The organism is Arthrobacter sp. TB 26, assembly GCF_000427315.1.
Classification (GTDB): domain Bacteria; phylum Actinomycetota; class Actinomycetes; order Actinomycetales; family Micrococcaceae; genus Arthrobacter.
The window spans coordinates 1-17,113 of the sequence record NZ_AUPJ01000551.1 but is presented as its reverse complement, the minus strand read 5'-3'; the positions used below and the strand labels follow the sequence as shown (position 1 = coordinate 17,113).

Sequence of the window (17,113 nt, the reverse complement as noted above, 5' to 3'; positions counted from 1 at the left end):
AGGGCCAGGAACGCCAACTGAAAACAGGGCCACCGACCATTATGGAAGGTGATCAATTTGGATGATTGGGCGGAGATACGCCACCTGTTTTCGACGGGCAAGCACTCGAAGCGTGAGATCGGCAGGATCGTGGGGGTTTCCCGCGGAACGGTGGAGCGTGCGCTGGAGTCGGACCGGGTGCCGAAGTACCAGCGGGCAGCGGGAGTATCGAGTTTTGATGCGTTTGCTCCCAGGGTGCGGGAGCTGTTGGTGAAGACTCCGACGATGCCGGCCGCAACGCTGGCGGAGCGGGTTGGTTGGTCCGGTTCCGCGTCGCTGTTCCGGGCGAAGGTCGCCGCGATCCGGCCTGAATACGCTCCGCCTGACCCGGCCGACCGTCTGGTCCACGAGCCGGGATTCCAGGTCCAGTGCGATTTGTGGTTCCCGCATGATCCGCTACCCGTCGGTGAGGGTCAGACTGACACGCCCCCGGTGCTGGTGATGACCTCGGCGTTCTCGGGATTCATCCAGGCACGGATGCTGCCCTCCCGCACGACACCGGATTTGATCGGTGGGATGTGGGCGCTGCTGCAGGATGCGCAGGCGGTTCCGTCCAGGCTGTTGTGGGACAACGAGTCCGGCATCGGTCGGCGCCGGCCCACGGAGCCGGTGGCCGCGTTCGCCGGATCCTTGGGGCTGGAGGTCAAACTGCTGCCGCCGCGGGATCCGGAGTCCAAGGGCATGGTCGAGCGGATGAACAGGTTCTTCCGGCAACGCTTCATGCCGGGCCGGGACTTCCGCTCACCAGCGGATTTCAACGGTCAGCTGGAGGACTGGCTGCCCAAGGCCAACCACCGGTATTCCCGGTCCCGCCACGGCCGTCCTGACGAGCTGATCGTCCTGGACCGGGAGAAGATGCGGGAACTACCGCCGGTGACACCGGACACGGTATTCCGCAACGCGGTGCGGCTGCCGCGGGATTACTACGTGCGGGTGTTCTCCAACGACTATTCCGTGGACCCGTCGTTCATTGGGCGGATCGTGGATGTCACCGCTGATCTGGACACCGTCTGGGTCACGCACGATGGGGTGCTCATCGCCACCCACGTCCGGGCCTGGGCGCGGCATCTGGTGGTGACCGACACGGCCCATGTCGCCCGCGCGGCGGTGATGCGCCGGGACTTCCGGACCCAGCGGGTGCGCCGCCCCGAACCCGAGGAAGCCGTGCAAATCCGGGATCTGGCCGCCTACGACGAGATCTTCGGCATCGACCTCGGACAGGACCCGGCCGTGCTGCTGGAGGCGGCGTCATGAGCGGGACACCCTCGCAGATCGAGTACTACGCCCGTGCGCTGCGCGCACCCCGGATCAGCGATGGGTTCCGCCGCCTCGGGGACCAGGCCCGGGACGCCGGCTGGTCGCACGAGGAGTATCTGGCCGCCGTCCTCTCCCGGGAAGTCTCCGAACGCGAAGCCTCCGGAGCCGCGACACGGATCAAGGCCGCCCGGTTCCCCGCGCACAAGGACCTCGAGGAGTTCAACTTCGACCACCAGCCCTCCGCGGACCGGAACCTCATCGCTCACCTGGGCACCAGCGTATTTCTCTCCGAGGCCAAGAACGTGGTCCTGCTCGGGCCTCCCGGCACCGGCAAAACCCACCTCGCGGTCGGCATCGGCATCAAGGCGGCCAAGGCCGGGCACCGGGTCCTCTTCGACTCCGCGACGGGCTGGGTCGCCCGCCTGCAGGAGGCTCATTCCCGCGGGAAACTCGCCCAGGAACTGGTCAAGCTACGCCGCTACAGTCTCCTGGTGGTCGATGAAGTCGGCTATATCCCGTTTGACCAGGACGCCGCGAACCTGTTCTTTCAGCTGGTCTCCAGCCGCTATGAACACGCCTCGATGATTCTGACGTCCAACCTGCCCTTCGCCCGCTGGGGCGACGTCTTCGGGGACCTGACCATCGCCTCGGCCATGATCGACCGGATCGTCCACCACGCCGACGTCATCAGCCTCAAAGGCAAAAGCTACCGGCTCAGAAAACACCAGCCCACGGCCAGTACGGCACAATAGAACGAACAACAAGTGGCCCTGTTTTCAACTGGCACTAATGGCCCTGTTTTGGGTTGGCGTTAACAGTATCCATTGATGTCTTCATTCGTCCCGCGCTGCCAGCGCGAGTGTGGAATATGACCCGCTGATATGGCCGCCACAGTTTCGGGTGCCCGGACGCTGAAGTTCGCGCTCTTTTAGGCCTGCGCCACTTCGACGATTCGCTGGGAGTCCGCCCGGCAACTCGTGCCAGTCCTTGTCCGGGTTGCGTTGCGTAGGGTTGTTAGTTGCCAGTGAACCGCGGCTCGCTCCGGCTGTAGAAGGCGGCTTTTCCTTCGGCGAAATCCCGCGAAAAGTACAACTCCCGCTGGATTCGTTGCTCGGCGGCGAGAGCGTCGTCGACGTCCAGCCGCCCGGCCGCGAAGAAATCCTTGATCGCAGCCAGCGACCGCGGCGCGCGCCCTGCGAGCACGACGGCGACGTCCATGGCCCGCTGCAGCGCTTGGCCTGCGGGGACCGCCTCGTCCGCAAGCCCCAGCGTGAGCGCCTCGCGGGTGCCGACAGGGTCACCCAGCAGCAGTACCCGCTTGGCCGCGGACCGCCCGATCCGGTGCGATAGAGAGCCCATCAAACCGCCATCGGGGAGCAGTCCTAGGCGGGTAAATGGAAACAGTGCCGTTGCCCCTTCTGCCATGATGACTATGTCGCAGGCCGCCATCAGCCCAACACTAATTCCGGCTGCCGGGCCTTCAACGGCCGCGATCATGGGTTTCGCGGATCCGGCGACCAACTGCACCAGCGTCCGGATCCGGCTCATCCGTTCATCGCTGTCTTCCCTCGTCGCAGGGGGCATCGCGGAAAGTTCTCCGCCTGAGCTGAAAGCGCCGGCTGCCCCGGTGAGGACTAAAACGCGGACGGTGTCGTCCGCGGTGGCCGCAGCGAGGGCAGCGATCAGTTGTTCACGCATCAGTGTGGAAACGGGGTTGCGGCGAGCCGGATCATTCAGCGTCAGCACCAGCACACCGTCGTGCAGTGCGGTCAGCACCAGCCTATCCGTGGGCATTACCGCCCCGACGATCGTTGGCCCGCACTTCGGAGGACAAGAAGACAAGTCATGCGCGGGCTGCAACCCCTGCGCTTAGGCGTGAGTGGATCAGGTCCTCGGCCTCCTGGACAATCCTGGCCACCAACTCTGAGCAGCCTGGCACATCGTGAATGAGCCCTTGGACCATACCAACGGTCCAGACACCGGACTCGGGATCGCCCTCTGTATAGACCCGTCTGCCCCGGGACCCAGCCACCAAGTTCTGGACGTCCTGGAATGCACCGCCGTTCGCCAAGATCCCCACTGCCTCGCGGCTGACCGAGTTGCTTGCCACGCGCGAAGTATTGCGCAGTGGCCGAAAAATGAGCTCGGTCTGCAACTCGGTGGCAGCAACGATCGCGTCCTTGATCCTTGGATGAATTGGAGATTCCTTGGTGCACATGAACCGCGTGCCCATGCTGATTCCTTCGGCTCCAAGCGCCAGCGCCGCGACCAGCCCGCGGCCGTCGGCGATTCCTCCGGATGCAAGTACTGGTATCCGGAGGCGGGCGGTGGCTGCGGGAATCAGGACCAGGCCAGGGACATCGTCTTCGCCCGGATGGCCGGCGCACTCGAACCCATCGATGCTGACAATATCCACACCCAGAGACTCGGCCTTGAGTGCATGCCGCACACTGGTGCATTTGTGGATGGTCGTGATTCCCTGCGCCTTGAAAACGTCAACAAATGGACCCGGATTGTTTCCGGCGGTCTCCACCACGGATACCTTTTCGTTGACGATCACGTCGCGGTACTCGTCATAGGGAGGAGGACTGATGGACGGCAGTATGGTCAGGTTCACTCCGAACGGGCGGTCCGTTAGTTCACGACAGCGTCTGATTTCACGCACCAGATTCTCTGGTGAGCCAGTGGTCAGCGCGCTGATTATGCCGAGCGCGCCGGCGTTGGAGACGGCGGCCGCAAGTTCAGCGGTTGCCACCCACTGCATGCCGCCCTGCACCACGGGATGTTCGACGCCCAGAATCTGCGTTGCCCGTGTCTTCATGACCGGTTGTCTTCCCCGGTAATAACGCGGATCGGATTTAGCGTGCAGGCTACCCGCCCCGAACCCTTCAGTTTCACGGCATCACGTCCGGAGGTCCGTACCGCTTGTTTGGGCATACACGACATCACTGCCAGCACGTCAACCCTGCGGCGGGTCTGCGACCCCAGGGCGTCGGCCCGGTGGGCGCGGGCCGCAGTTGTGTAGACCTTCGGCATTTTATGAACGCTCCTTAGACTAGTTAGGTTTGGTCTGCTCGTCATGCGCCGGCTCCCGTCGACGACTGCTGGGGAGCTCGCCATGCAGCCACTGTGCGCGCGGCACCTATCGGCCATCAATAACCTACTGGTCGTCATTCCCTGGGCGGTCGGGAAGGGCCGGAATGAGCAGGACCTTGCAGGAGTCCCGGGAGAGGAGTCCGATGGCCTCGTCGAGAGCGGAAAGCGGAAGGCGGTGGGTGACGAACTTGGACAGGTCCAGTTTGCCGCTAGCGACAAGTTCAGCGATCTGCTCCCACGTACCCCAGAGAGCGCGCCCGAAGCTGCCTGTGAAGGTCAGCCCCTTCTTGATCAGGTACGCGGCGACGTCCAATTCAATCGGCCTTCCTGGAATCCCCACGGCGACTACCGTAGCTTCCCTGCGGAGGGCTTCAAGCAGCGGCGGCAGTGCAGCCGGTACTCCTGAAGCTTCGAAGGCGACATCAAAACCAACCTTGTCGCCCGAGAGTTTCCTACACGTCCCGACGACATCATCTTCGGGGGCAAGTGCTGTTGCGCCGAGGGCCTCGATAAGGCCTCTGCGATAGGCGTTGGGTTCCACAACGACCACATTGGCGGCACCCATGGCACCGGCAATTGCGGCGATGAACAGGCCGACGGGGCCTCCGCCGCTGATCACAACGTCAGCCCCGGGGAGGTATATCTTGGATCGTTGGATAGCGTGCATGGCGACCCCAGCCGGCTCGAGAAGGGCGCCCTGTTCCAGCGGAAAGTCATCGGGCAGCTTGAAGCAGGCCGCGGCTGGTACTACGAGCAGCTCGGCAAAGCCGCCATCTAAATGAAGACCGAGTAGTTCCATATTGAGGCAATTGTGGGCGTTACCGGTACGGCAGGGGTAGCAGTCCCAGCAGGCGACGTGGGACTCGAGTGCCACCCTGTCGCCCACATCGAGGGATTCAACACCTAAGCCGATTTCAATGACGGTGCCGGCACACTCATGCCCCAGCACAACGGGAATCTTGAGGTTGAATGCCTGCGCCATGGGCGAGTACTCGTAGAGTGCGCGGTCGGTTCCGCAGACCGAGGCTGCAGCGATTTGAATCTTTACCGTCCCGGCCGAGACCTGCGGTTCGGCATAGTCCGTGACGAACTCGACACCGCGCTCGGGCCTTGCCTTGACCACGGCACGCATGGTGCTGCCAGCATGGGCGGGTTCTACCTCGGGAGCACGAAGGGATTTCATTCTTGAAACCTGTCTGTTGGGATTTTGGCGCAAAAATGGGGTGTTGGTGCAAAAGGAGGTGCCGCCGTCGGCTCGGTAGAAGCCCCTCCCTTCATCCCCCGCGGGGGCTGCGGCGTGTCAGCCGAAGACCACACCACCGTTGACGTGGAGGATCTGTCCGGTGATGGTGCCGGCGTCGGGTGCGAGGAGGAAGGCGATGGCGGCGGCTATTTCCTCCGGCTTTGAGAGGCGTCCCAAGAGTGACATTCCGGCGATCCGGTCGCGGTCGGCGTCGCTCAATACGTCGGTCATCGGGGTTTCCGTTGCCCCGGGAGCGACCATGTTCACGCGTACACGGTGGGGGGCGANCGCGGGCGTAACCGCGAACCAGTCCGATGAGAGCGGCTTTAGAGGTGGCGTAGGCGCCGTTTCCCATCAGGCCGCCTCCGGTGAAGGCGGCGGCGCTGCCCAGGACGACCACGCTTCCCAGTGCGCCGGAGCGGATAAGGTGCGGCCCCGCGGCGGAAATCGTGTTCTGTACCCCGATCACATTAATGTCGAGCACCCGCCGGAATTCGGCTACATCAATATCGAGCAACGGTGACCGGCTGACTATCCCGGCGGCGGCGACGACCCCGGTCAGGCTTCCCCCGTCGGCGAATTGGTCGGCGGCGTGCCGCATGGCGTCGGCGTCGGTCACATCGGCGGCAATCGCGAGGTGTCCGTCTCCATCCAGCGTCGCTACTGCTTCTGCGGCGGCCGTGGGGTTGATATCGACGATGGCTACCCGGGCACCTCTGGCCGCAGCCTGGCGTGCGCAGGTCAGGCCGATGCCTGATGCGCCGCCGGTGATGAGGACAGCTTCGGCTTTCACAGATTGGGGTTGATTCACGTTACGTGCTCCTGATGTTCAGTTCTTAGAGGATTGCCATTGCGTTGGCGGGGCTGCCGACGCCACCTAACAGGTTCAGCGGCTGTGCGGTGAGGAATACGTCGTACCGTCCCCGCAGGGTGCAGGCAGCGGCAAGTTCGTCGAGTACCCAGAGTTCACCGATAGTGAGTCCCAGCAGCGGGATGAGGATGCGGTGCAGCATCCCGCTGTGGCTGGATTTCGGCATCTTACCGGTGAGTTCTGCGTCGACGGTGAGGTTCGAATCTGTCGCCGGCCAAGCCTCGAGCGCGATGTTGTCCGACGCCACCACCGAGACCTGGTGATTCCAAAGCCAGGCCGCCGTGTCTTCCGACTGGCGAAGGCCCGGCGAACGAAGGACACCATCGGAACGATCAGGGCCCTGCCGGAAGTACTTCAGCCATCCGGTGCGGATCATGATGATGTCGCCGGGATGAATCGAACTCCCTTGCCACTCGAGCGTTGCGTCAAGGTCCTCGACGGGAATTTGTTCGTTTCGTGTCTGGTCGATGGGACGGCCGACCGCCTCGCGGTAGGCGCCCACATCGATGAGTAATCCTCTTCCTGCAATCCCGCGTTGCGCGACCGCTTGGATGCCGAGGTCGGGTTGCCCGGCAACCAGCCGCGTGGGATCGGCGTCGTTGTAGAAGCCGCGGTCCGGGTGCCCGAAGTGCCGAAGTCCGTCGATCTGCGTGGACGCCTGCAGGAACAGGTTGTCGATTCGGTCATCGCGGTGAAAGTCATTCAAACCGAACACGGTGTGTTCAATTAATCCGCGGTGGGCGATGATCGGCGGGTCGAACTCGGTTAACGGAAGGTTGAGCGGGACGACGTCGCCTGTCACGATGCTCCCGCGTGCGGCGAGCACGCGTTCGGGAGTGAGGTGGTTGAGCGTGCCGAGCTGATCTGCCGGGCCCCACAGGCCCCACGCCGTTCCCCGCAGCCGCCCGGGGCGATCGAGCAGCAGGTCGAACCGGGGGAACTCACCCCCTGAGGTATGCGGAAGGGCTTGAGGAGTCGTCATCGGCTGGTTCAGGATTCGCCCTCGGTCATGACCTGGTGGATCTCGATCATGTTGCCGGCGGGGTCGGTGAAGAAGATCTGGTGCCAGCCCTCGACCGACCAGATGCCCCAGTCGTCGAACGGGATGTTGTGCTCGGTCAAACGCGCCTTGATCGCCTCAATGTCATCTGTCCGGAATGCGAAGTGCCCCCCGATGAGCGGGTTGACAGAATGCCCTTCCTGCGCCGCCAGATATGGCTGACGCTGGGTGGCGTGGATCTGAAGCTCATTGGGGTCGCCGGCGTCGAAGAACTTTGCGGCGGAGTCCCACTCGGCGTCGCCGTCGATGTCCTTGTCCGCATTCTTGGACGTCGCGATCATCGCAGGGGAGGGGAGTTGGTTCAGTCCCAGGGCCTTTCCGTAGAAGTCGGTCAGCAGCGACATGTCATCGGAGGTGACATTGACGTGGTGGAGACGGAGGTAAACCATTATGGATCCTTTGATTGATTGATTGATTGATTGATTGATTGATTGATGGGTTGGGATTGGGAGTGCGGGTTTTTGAACGGTGTCAGAGGTCCACGCGGTAGCGGGCAACCTTCTCCGGATCGAGTCGGACGCCAAGGCCGGGCCCGTCAGGGACACGCATGTGCCCATTCTCGATCAGGAGTGGTTCCTGGAGTAGTCCGTCGGCCATGTCCAGGTAGTTGGACAGTTCCGCGGCGGAGCGTGAGGTGATCTCTTGGGATGCGCCGAACACGAGCGAGCAGACGGTGCCGAGGTGCGCGTCGATCTGGTTACCGATGACTGCTTCGATCCCGAGACCCTCGGCAAGGTGGGAGACACGGAGCGAGTCGGAGAATCCTGTCCGGGCTGTCTTAATGCTCACTGCGGTCGCTGCACCCGAGAGGATTTCGCGGGTGACGTCTGCGGGCGTCGGAGCGCTCTCGTCGGCGACGAACGGGATTGGGCATTGCGAGACGAGCCAGCGTCTGCCCAGTACGTCATCGGCGGGGCAGAGTTCTTCGACGCGGCTGAGACCCACGTCTTCGAGCTGACGGACCGCAAGGGCGGATTCCGCTGCTGTCCATCCGCGGTTCCCGTCGATGTACAGTTCGGCCTCGGGCCCCAGGGCTTCGCGGACGGCTTTGCAGACGGCCACGTCCAGGGGGATGGGCCGGCGTCCGACCTTGATTTTGAAGCTCGAGATGCCGAGCGTCTCGCGCAGTTGGATGGCCTCGGCGGCCACGACCTCGGGATCATCGAATCCCAGCATGTGGCTGACCTGGAGCTGGTCGGTGAAGCCTCCCAGAAGGCTGTGGACCGGGGTTCCGATCGTCTTGCCCCATGCGTCCCACATGGCCATGTCGATTGCGGCTTTGGCGGTGGGGTTTCCGACTGTCCGTGCGAGCCGTGACCGGACCTGTTCGCGGTCGAGGATTGAGAGTCCGATGATGGCGGGTGCGAAGATCTGCTCGATCACGGCGACGATCGACGCTTGCGTCTCACCGTAGGTGTAGGGGCGCGGGGGTGCTTCGGCGATTCCGACTACCCCGTCGCTGGTGACGATCTCCACGAGAACGTTGTCTGCAAGGTCGATCGATCCGCTCGCGAACCGAAGCGGTTTGCGATAGGGGATCGCATACGGCACGGTGCGTACGTCGAGGATGCGGGCCGCCGTTGACGGCTCATGGCCCGGAGTCGCTGTATGGGTGGCTGTTTGAACAGGCAAAGTCTCGGTCATCCTTCGGTGTGCGGATTGTCGGCTGTCCGTGCAGCCGTTTCGGTATTCAAAGTCCCGCGGAGGCCCCCTGTGTGGCGGTCAGCCCATCCGATCAGGATGTAGAGCAAGATTGCCGCGAGGGCGAAGAAGCCGGACATGACCAGGAGCCCTGCGGAGGTCGTTCCGGTGAGGTCGGTAAGCCACCCCAGAATGTAGGGGCCGACGAGTCCGCTGGTGTTACCGACAGAGTTGACCAGGGCAATGGACACGGCGGCCAGTGCGCCGGCATAGACCTGCGCGACGGTCGCCTGGAACGTGGACAGGACGGCGAAGAAGCCGGCAGCGGCGACGCTCACGCCAATAAGTGACAGGAAGGGGTTCCCCGAGAGAACTCCGATGAGAAGTCCCAGCGCGGCGGCAACCATCGGGATGGTGAGGTGCCAACGACGTTCACCCGTCCGGGAGATGCTGCGGAGGATAACAAACATGACGATCGCCGAGAAGATCCACGGAAGCGCGGAGACGTAACCGGATGCGACAGGGTCGAGGTGGAATTGCTCTTTGACGATTGTGGGGAGGAAGTACGTGATCGACCAGAATCCGATCAGGATGAAGAAGTACGTGACGGCGAACGCCCAGAGTGACGGCCTCCGCAGCGCTGCCGGGAGCTGTTTGAGTTCATGCGCTCCGGAATCCGTTCGCTGTGTGACGTTCTGCGCAAGGTATGCCTTTTCTTTTTCGTCCAGCCAAGGCGCCTTTGCCGGCGAGGACGGCAGGAGGAAGAAGATGACGACGGCGAGGATGATTGCCGGCAGGCCTTCGAGGACGAAAACCCAACGCCACCCGGCGATGCCGCCGACGCCATCCATGAGAAGGATCGATGACGTCACTACGGAGCCGGTCGCCAAGGCGACAGGGACAGCGAGGTTGAGCCACGAAATTGCTTTCGGCAGCAGTCGGGCCGGGCACCAGAGAGCGAGGAAGAGCATCGCCCCGGGAGAGTAGCCCGCCTCAGCCAATCCGAGCAGGAACCGCATGATGTAGAGGGTGACATCGTTCTGCATCCATGCCATGGCGATGGTCACGATGCCCCAAGAGACCATGATCCGCGCCAGCCAGATTCGTGCGCCCACCTTGGCGAGGAACATGTTCGAGGGGATCTCGAACAACAGATAGCCGATGTAGAAGAAACCGGCCGCGAGGCCGAATGTCGCAGCAGTAAGGCCCAGGTCCTTAGACAGCGGGCCTGCGATCACGCCGAGATTGGCGCGGTCTATATAGGAGATGAACATCCCGAGCATTAGGAGCGGAAGAACCTTGACCGTCACTTTTCGGAAGACGCGGGCCTCGATGCCCGGATCTACCGCCACAGGTGTTGTTGTCATCGCAATTGTCTCTCTTCATTGAGGGCGTGTGATTTGGTGCCTTCACAAGAGACTAGCTACAGATTCTTCTCAATAGAAATACCAATTGCCTCTCATTTGAGAGCGAAACCAGAAAGATCAGGGGTGGGTAGAGCCGACTCCGAGACCTTCAGGACTGCCGCAAGCGCGGGGGACTGGTCATCCTTGCGCCAGGTCAGCGTTGCGAACATATGGCTGGGGTTAATGTCGACCAGTTCCCGGTAGACGATTCCGACGGACTGCGCCGGCGTCACGGAACTCAGGGTGATGGTGATGCCCGCCCCGGCAGCTACAAGGGCAAGCGCGGTCGCCGAGTCGGGCGACACCTGGACCACCCGTGGCCTGAACCCGGCTGTGATGCAGAGGGCAAACATGGTGGCCTGGAGAATTGATCCGGTGTCAGAGGGAAGGCTGACAAAATCCTCGTCGTGTAGGTCCGCCAGCGAAAGATTGGGCTGATTGGCCCGTGGATGCCCCTCTGGCAGTGCACATAGAATCTGCTCCACTTCGACCACGCGCGATTCGAGCTCCGGGTGCGGCGTAGGAAGGCGCGCGAAAGCAAGATCCAGCGAGCCCTCAAGGAGCTTGTCCAGCGCCGTATACACGTAGGTCTGCGATTCCAGCTGCAACTCGATTCCGGGATGCGACTCCCGCACCGCCCGGGTCAGTAGCGGAAGGGCGCGCTGGCTCGAGGCGCCGGCGAAGGCGATCCGCACCCGCCCCTGGTCTCCGGCGGCGATCGATTCAGCGAGATTCTGGACCGCGACAACCTGGCTGAGCACCTTTCGTGCCGGAATTAGCAACCTTGAGCCTGCATCAGTCAGCGCAACGCTGCGCGTGCTTCGCTCGAATAGCTGGAGGCCGAGACTTTGTTCGAGCTGCTTAATGCGCGCACTAAGTGGCGGCTGGGACATGTGCAGCTTCGCGGCTGCCCTGCCGAAATGGAGCTCTTCGGCTACAACGGCGAAAGCCTCAAGATCCTTTATATCCACGACTCTGTGCTCCCTGATTTAATTATTCTGTTCTCTGGATCAGTTTAGCCCTAATTAGTATGAAATCCGGGTACTATCCCAGGCTGTTTGGACGGATACTAGAGAGCGTGTGTTGCGCCGAAGCAACAAACGTTCCGCTCATGCCGATGTGTGCGGAGGAAGGAAAATCTCATGGTTGAACGTCTTCTTGTTACCGGCGGTGCGTCAGGAATCGGACGCGCAATCGCACTGCACGGACTCGAACAGGGATGGGAGGTTGTCATCCTCGACAGGCAGCACGCAAGCGTCGGCCGCTCGATTATCGCGGACCTCTCCGACGTCGACAGCACTGCCGAAGCCCTGGAAACGGCCCTGGCGGATGGTCCTATTACTCGCCTGGTCAACAACGTTGGCGCCGTCTTCCCAGCCCCGCTCCGGGAGCAGACTCTGGGCCAACTTGATCAATCACACGCACTGAACCTCCGATGTGCCGTTCAGTGCACCCAGAGTGTCCTCGAAGGCATGACGGAAGCTGGATTCGGTCGCATCGTCAACATGTCCTCGCGCGCTGCTCTGGGCAAGGAACTGCGCACCGCCTACGCTGCCGCCAAGGCCGGCCTGATCGGCTTGACCCGGACATGGGCCCTAGAACTGGGAGGAGACGGGATCACGGTCAATGCGATCGGGCCTGGACCGATCGCCACCGAGTTGTTCATGAACGCGAATCCGGAAGACTCGCCGCAGACCAAAGCCATCATTTCGTCCGTTCCCGTCGGCAGGCTCGGCCAGCCAGAAGACATCGCCAACGCTGCCGGTTTCTTCCTCCACGAGCGATCCGGGTTCGTAACGGGCCAGACGCTGTATGTCTGTGGCGGACTTACAGTCGGATCGAATCCAATGTGAGGACAATCAAGAAACTGTGAATACAGTGTCCGCGGCGACCTTGGCCCGCCAGCCAGGGTCGTCAATTAACAGGTAAGCGACGCTCTGAGCCCGGTTCCGGGTGAAACCCTAGCGAAGATCGACGCTCCGGAGCATGACGGCACGCACCGCGAAGAACGAACAAAGGGACTGCTGAAGGTTTAGTTGACAGCTGGGGTTGATAATTTCTTACGCGGCTGAGGCCGCGTTTTTTATTGTCTCAAACTCGATTGGTGTCAGCCGTCCGAGGGCACGTTGACGGCGTTTGCGGTGGTAGCTGCGCTCGATCCAGGTCGTGATGGCCAGCCGGAGCTCGGCCCGGGTCTCCCATCGTTTCCGGTTCAGGACGTTCTTTTGCAGCAGGGAGAAGAACGATTCCATCGCTGCATTGTCACCGCATGCCCCTACCCGGCCCATCGATCCGTTCAGGCCGTAGGTGTTCAGGGCCAGGACGAACTTTCTGGATCTGAACTGGGACCCTCTGTCCGAGTGGACCACCGTGCCCGCCGGTTTCCTGAGGGCCACGGCGTGGTCCAGGGCGGCGACGGCCAGGGACGCTTTCATCCGCCCGTCCATCGAGTACCCGACGATCCGGTTTGAGTGAAGGTCCTTGATCGCGCACAGGTACAGCTTGCCCTCCGCGGTGTGGTGCTCGGTGATGTCCGTGAGCCATTTCCGGTTCGGTGCCGTGGCGCTGAAGTCCCGTTCGATGAGGTCATCGTGGACCGGTGGGCCGGCCTTGAGCCCTGACCGGCGCCGGCGGTGGATCACCGAGAGGATGCCGTTCTCCGAGCACAGCCGCCAGATCCGGCGTTCACTGGCCCCAGGGCCGGGACCGGCGTTGATCTCATCGGCGATGAACCGGTATCCGAAGGCAGGATCGTCCCGGTGGTGATCGATGGCGGCGTTGATCAGATGCGCTTCTTCCCAGTCCCGGGCCGGGACGGGATTGGCGGCCCACTGGTAGTAGGCCTGTCTGGAGAAATTCAGTACCCGGCAGGACACTGCCACGGGAACCCGGATCGGGGCGTCCCTGGCAGCCAGCTCGCGGACCAGCGGGTACATCATTTTTTTGGATTGATGTCCCGGGACAAGTAGGCCACGGCACGGCGCATGACTTCGGCTTCCTGTTCCAGGAGCCGGATGCGTTTGTTGGCCTCCCGCAACTTCGCGGCGTCATCGGACACCGCCCCGGACTTCACGCCGTCTTCTCTATCGGCGATCTTCATCCAGCGGTGCAGGGCAGCGGGCGAGACCCCGAAGTCCTTGGCGATCTGCGTGATGGGCGCTTCGCCCTTGCGGGCAACCGCGACGACATCGCGGCGAAACTCTTCGGGAAAGGCTTTGGGCATGATGAACATCCTTCCACCCGCAAGGATCAAATCCTCACAGGCAAAGTGTCAATCAAACCTTCAGCAGTCCCAAACCTCATTGCCCAAGGGGGTGTAATTTACTGGTCATGGAAAGTCGTTTCGAACCACAGACGGTGTTCGCCTTGTCTACGACGATCACGGCTCCCTAGGGCCACCGATGCCGCCCCACGTCGGACAGTTCCTCACCGAAGTCGGGGGCCTCATCGATTTCCCCGAAGGGGCCGTGCTTCAACTGATGGTCGATCACTCCGCCGCCGACTGGCGAGACGTCGTTCCGACGGTCGATGTGCCGTCCTGGGTAGCCACCGGCCGTTACCCGCCGTCATTCCGCTAAAGGGATGCAGTGGTTTGCGCAGTCCCTGCCCTCAATGGAACGAACCCGAGGACTTCCACCGGGAACTGCGCGCTTTCCTCCGGCGGTCCCTGCGGTAGTGGTGACCCTAATGGGGTGTACCGGTAGGTCCTTGCGGGGGCATGCTGGGTATCCGAGCCGCTGGTGGGCTGAACGCGATGTGAGGAAAGCCCCCTCGATTGAGGGGGCTTTCCTTGTCATGGCGGGTCAGACGCTGTGGCTCAGATCCATTTCGGTGCGGCCGGCACCGGACCGTTGCTGGCTTCAGTGCCGGGCCCGGTGGCGGTGACGCCGCCGTGGCCGCGTCCTGCGGCCCATTCGACGACGGCCGCGAGCGGTCCGGAGACCACCGTGGGGGACGCCGACGTCGTGTCCCCGAACGTGAGATTCCGGTCCGTCACCGTGACCACGAGGCCCGCGTCGGTGCCGCGGGTGTGCCAGGCGCCGGTGATGTCTTTGAGGAGCCGTTCCAGGACGGGGACGGGGATGTCCCGGAAGGCGGCGCCGTTGTCGAGGTCGACGGCGTGCATCCAGACTTCACGGGTGCGCATCCAGACCGTTTCCGTGGCGGGGACTTCGCGGCCCTGGATGGTGCGGACTTTGTGGTGCCAGGCGTCCTCGGGCAGGTCTCGCCATTCGACGTTCAGGTGCACGGCGGAGTGGTCGAAGAGGTGCCGCAGCGCGATCGGGCTCAGGGTTGCCCCGAAGTTGATCTCGTGGTCGCGGACGTCGGTGGAGGCGTACATCGGGGTTTCCACCCCGGTGGCCGCCCACTCGATGAGCCGGGCAATCGCCCGGGCGTTGTAGCCGATGTGCGCCGTGATGTGGCGGCGGGTCCAGCCCGGCAGCAGCGTATCGCCGTCGAGCTCCGCGTCACTGAGCTCGTTGAGCTTGCGGGCGAAAAACGCCGTGCCCCGGCGCGCCTGCAGCAGGGCCGCCAGCAGCTCCGGGTCCGTCGTCTGGTCGTGGCGGGCAACCATCAGGCTTCCTTGACCACGCGGTTCTTCAGTTCTCCGAGGCCCTCGATGGTGGTGACCAGGATCTGGCCCTCCTGCAGGTAGCGCTTCGGATCCTGCGCGTGGCCCACGCCTCCCGGGGTGCCGGTGGCGATGACGTCGCCGGGGTTCAGCGTGATGATGGTGGAGATGTAGGAGACCAGGAACTCCGGGGTGAAGACGACGTCGTTGGTGGGGGTCTGCTGCTGGATCTCGCCGTCGACCGCGGTGGTCATGAGGCCGCCGCTGAACTCGTCCCTGGTCACCAGGGCGGGGCCGAACGGGGTGGACTTCTCCCAGGTCTTGCCCTGCAGCCACTGGATGGTGCGGAACTGGTAGTCGCGCATGGACACGTCGTTGAGCACGGCGTAGCCGGCGATGTGGTCCGCGGCGTCGGCTTCGGAAATCCGGCGGCCCTTCTTGCCGATCACGACGGCGAGTTCGGATTCCCAGTCGACAGTGGACGATTCCTGCGGCAGGGCCAGGTCATCGTTCGGGCCGATCAGGGATTCCTGGTACTTGGCGAACAGGGTGGGGAACTCGGGGACTTCCCGGCCCATTTCCTTGATGTGGTTGCGGTAGTTGTGGCCCACGCAGATGATCTTGCCCGGGGAGGGGACGACGGCGGCCAGGTCCGCGCCCTCAAGCGGGTGCGTGGCGCCGGCCGCGGCCTTCGCGGTGGCTTCCCAGTCCGCGGAGCGCAGCAGCTCTCCGACGTCGGCGAAGCCGTCGATCTCGGTCAGGGTGGTCCCGTCCTGGCGGACAGCCCTGGTGACTGTTTTTCCCTCAACGGGGAGGCGGAGGGTGAGGAGTCTCATTTGTTGTTGCGTCCTTCGATGTAGGTGCGGTTGAAGTTCAGCCGTTCGAAAATGGGGGCGTCGCTGAAGCGGAAGAGGTCAAACTCGCTCTCGGCCTGCAGTGACCAGGCTGCCCAGGACGGGACGACGAACAGGTCGCCCTTCTCCAGGTTCCTGGTTTCGCCGCCCAGGACCACGGAGCCGCGGCCCTCGAAGACCTGCCAGACGCTGGAGCCGACCTCGTGGAGGGTCTCGGTCGAGGCGCCGGCGCGGAGGCGGTGGAATTCGGCCCGGATGGTCGGCATCACGTCGCCGCCGGTGGTGGGGTTGGTGAAGCGGACCGCGGCGTGGCCCTGGGACACGGTGGCCGGGTGGCCCTCGTCCTCAAGCAGCAGCTGCTCGCGCAGGGCGCGGTCGGTGTATTCCCAGCGGTAGGCCGCGATGGGGGAGCTTGTGGTGTCATCCAGGCCCGAGAGCGGGCGCAGGCCCGGGTGCGCCCAGAGCCGCTCGGAGCGGGAGATGTCCGGGGTGGCCTCGTCGGTGACACGCTCGGTGCCGAACTCGAAGAACCCGGCGTCGGCGTAGTGCACAAACGGGATGTCCAGGCCGTCGATCCAGGCCATCGGCTCATCGGTGTCGTTGTGGTGGCCGTGGAAGTTCCAGCCCGGAGTCAGCAGGAAATCCCCGCGCGACATCCGGACCGGGTCCCCGTTCACCACCGTCCAAACGCCTTCGCCCTCGACGACGAAACGGAACGCGTTCTGGGAGTGGCGGTGCTCCGGGGCGGTCTCGCGCGCACCAAGGTACTGGATGGCTGCCCACAGCGTGGGCGTGGCGTACGGCGTACCGGCCAGCCCCGGGTTGGCCAGGGCGATGGCGCGGCGTTCCCCGCCCCGGCCCACCGGGACCAGGTCCCCGGCGCGGGCGGCCAGCGGGTACAGGTCACTCCACCGCCACACGTGGGGCACCGCCTTGGGCGTCGGGACCATCGGCATCAGGTCCGCGATCTCGGTCCAGAGCGGGATCAGGTTCTCCCGGTCAAAATCCCGGTACAGCTCTTTGAGCTGGGCAGCCTCTTCGGGCGTCGGCTCCGGAGCAGTGTGCCCCGCGGC

Annotated in this window: 16 protein-coding genes and 2 pseudogenes; 4 read left to right on the top strand and 14 right to left on the bottom strand. The window is 63.5% G+C overall.

Annotated features, from left to right (window positions below):
* The first annotated feature begins 48 nt into the window (after nucleotides 1-48).
* On the top strand, nucleotides 49-1,293 hold the full coding sequence (gene istA / locus K789_RS0121645; RefSeq protein WP_024365141.1) for an IS21 family transposase: 1,245 nt from the start codon (nucleotides 49-51) through the stop codon (nucleotides 1,291-1,293).
* Nucleotides 1,290-2,048 carry an IS21-like element helper ATPase IstB gene (gene istB / locus K789_RS0121640; RefSeq protein ID WP_024365140.1) on the top strand — a complete coding sequence of 253 codons (759 nt, stop codon included), beginning with the start codon at nucleotides 1,290-1,292 and terminating at the stop codon, nucleotides 2,046-2,048. Before istA ends, istB begins: the two co-directional genes overlap by 4 nt.
* A gap of 262 nt (nucleotides 2,049-2,310) precedes the next feature.
* On the opposite strand, the gene K789_RS0121635 is transcribed toward istB, so the two are convergent.
* The 10 genes and pseudogenes from K789_RS0121635 to K789_RS0121595 all read right to left on the bottom strand — a co-directional run bounded on the left by K789_RS0121635 (nucleotide 2,311) and on the right by K789_RS0121595 (nucleotide 11,584).
* Nucleotides 2,311-3,072, bottom strand: coding sequence for an enoyl-CoA hydratase/isomerase family protein (locus K789_RS0121635; protein ID WP_024368565.1), 762 nt, complete (start codon nucleotides 3,070-3,072; stop codon nucleotides 2,311-2,313).
* Nucleotides 3,073-3,139: 67 nt separating this feature from the next.
* A complete protein-coding gene (locus tag K789_RS0121630) occupies nucleotides 3,140-4,117 on the bottom strand; it encodes an NAD(P)H-dependent flavin oxidoreductase (RefSeq protein WP_024368564.1) in 978 nt (325 codons plus the stop codon).
* A gap of 339 nt (nucleotides 4,118-4,456) precedes the next feature.
* Nucleotides 4,457-5,575: a zinc-dependent alcohol dehydrogenase gene (locus tag K789_RS0121625; RefSeq protein ID WP_237739663.1), complete on the bottom strand. Its 1,119-nt coding sequence runs from the start codon at nucleotides 5,573-5,575 to the stop codon at nucleotides 4,457-4,459.
* Between the two features lie 117 nt (nucleotides 5,576-5,692).
* Nucleotides 5,693-5,911 (bottom strand): annotated as a pseudogene (locus tag K789_RS26515) (SDR family oxidoreductase); the annotation flags it as partial.
* Nucleotides 5,912-5,936: 25 nt separating this feature from the next.
* Nucleotides 5,937-6,428 (bottom strand): annotated as a pseudogene (locus K789_RS26850) (SDR family NAD(P)-dependent oxidoreductase); the annotation flags it as partial.
* A 43-nt stretch (nucleotides 6,429-6,471) separates the two neighbouring features.
* Nucleotides 6,472-7,308, bottom strand: a complete 837-nt coding sequence (locus K789_RS0121615) for a cyclase family protein (RefSeq protein ID WP_157835708.1) — start codon at nucleotides 7,306-7,308, stop codon at nucleotides 6,472-6,474.
* Nucleotides 7,309-7,496: 188 nt separating this feature from the next.
* Nucleotides 7,497-7,955, bottom strand: a complete 459-nt coding sequence (locus tag K789_RS0121610; protein ID WP_024368561.1) for a VOC family protein — start codon at nucleotides 7,953-7,955, stop codon at nucleotides 7,497-7,499.
* Nucleotides 7,956-8,037: 82 nt separating this feature from the next.
* Nucleotides 8,038-9,198, bottom strand: a complete 1,161-nt coding sequence (locus tag K789_RS0121605) for a mandelate racemase/muconate lactonizing enzyme family protein (protein WP_051181239.1) — start codon at nucleotides 9,196-9,198, stop codon at nucleotides 8,038-8,040.
* Nucleotides 9,199-9,206: 8 nt separating this feature from the next.
* Nucleotides 9,207-10,574, bottom strand: coding sequence for an MFS transporter (locus K789_RS0121600; protein WP_024368559.1), 1,368 nt, complete (start codon nucleotides 10,572-10,574; stop codon nucleotides 9,207-9,209).
* 92 nt (nucleotides 10,575-10,666) lie between these two features.
* Nucleotides 10,667-11,584: a LysR substrate-binding domain-containing protein gene (locus K789_RS0121595; protein ID WP_024368558.1), complete on the bottom strand. Its 918-nt coding sequence runs from the start codon at nucleotides 11,582-11,584 to the stop codon at nucleotides 10,667-10,669.
* Between the two features lie 171 nt (nucleotides 11,585-11,755).
* Here K789_RS0121595 and K789_RS0121590 point away from each other — a divergent pair, with 171 nt between their 5' ends.
* A complete protein-coding gene (locus K789_RS0121590; RefSeq protein WP_024368557.1) occupies nucleotides 11,756-12,466 on the top strand; it encodes an SDR family oxidoreductase in 711 nt (236 codons plus the stop codon).
* A 207-nt stretch (nucleotides 12,467-12,673) separates the two neighbouring features.
* Here K789_RS0121590 and K789_RS0121585 read toward each other — a convergent pair.
* Nucleotides 12,674-13,836 (bottom strand): IS3 family transposase gene (locus tag K789_RS0121585; protein ID WP_128081700.1). Its coding sequence is split into 2 segments (ribosomal slippage): nucleotides 12,674-13,555 and nucleotides 13,558-13,836, totalling 1,161 coding nucleotides; the frame shifts between segments, so codons are not numbered across the junction.
* Between the two features lie 178 nt (nucleotides 13,837-14,014).
* Between K789_RS0121585 and K789_RS25540 the strand changes: the two genes are divergently transcribed.
* A complete protein-coding gene (locus K789_RS25540; RefSeq protein ID WP_157835707.1) occupies nucleotides 14,015-14,191 on the top strand; it encodes a hypothetical protein in 177 nt (58 codons plus the stop codon).
* A gap of 239 nt (nucleotides 14,192-14,430) precedes the next feature.
* Here K789_RS25540 and K789_RS0121570 read toward each other — a convergent pair whose 3' ends face one another.
* From K789_RS0121570 to K789_RS0121560, 3 genes are all read right to left on the bottom strand, one after another.
* On the bottom strand, nucleotides 14,431-15,189 hold the full coding sequence (locus K789_RS0121570) for a maleylpyruvate isomerase family mycothiol-dependent enzyme (RefSeq protein ID WP_024368554.1): 759 nt from the start codon (nucleotides 15,187-15,189) through the stop codon (nucleotides 14,431-14,433).
* Nucleotides 15,189-16,022: a fumarylacetoacetate hydrolase family protein gene (locus K789_RS0121565; protein ID WP_024368188.1), complete on the bottom strand. Its 834-nt coding sequence runs from the start codon at nucleotides 16,020-16,022 to the stop codon at nucleotides 15,189-15,191. The genes K789_RS0121570 and K789_RS0121565 overlap by 1 nt, the downstream gene beginning before the upstream one ends.
* Nucleotides 16,019-17,113 (bottom strand): cupin domain-containing protein (locus K789_RS0121560; RefSeq protein WP_024368189.1); only part of this gene is annotated, 1,095 nt, incomplete at its 5' end. The genes K789_RS0121560 and K789_RS0121565, both read right to left, overlap by 4 nt.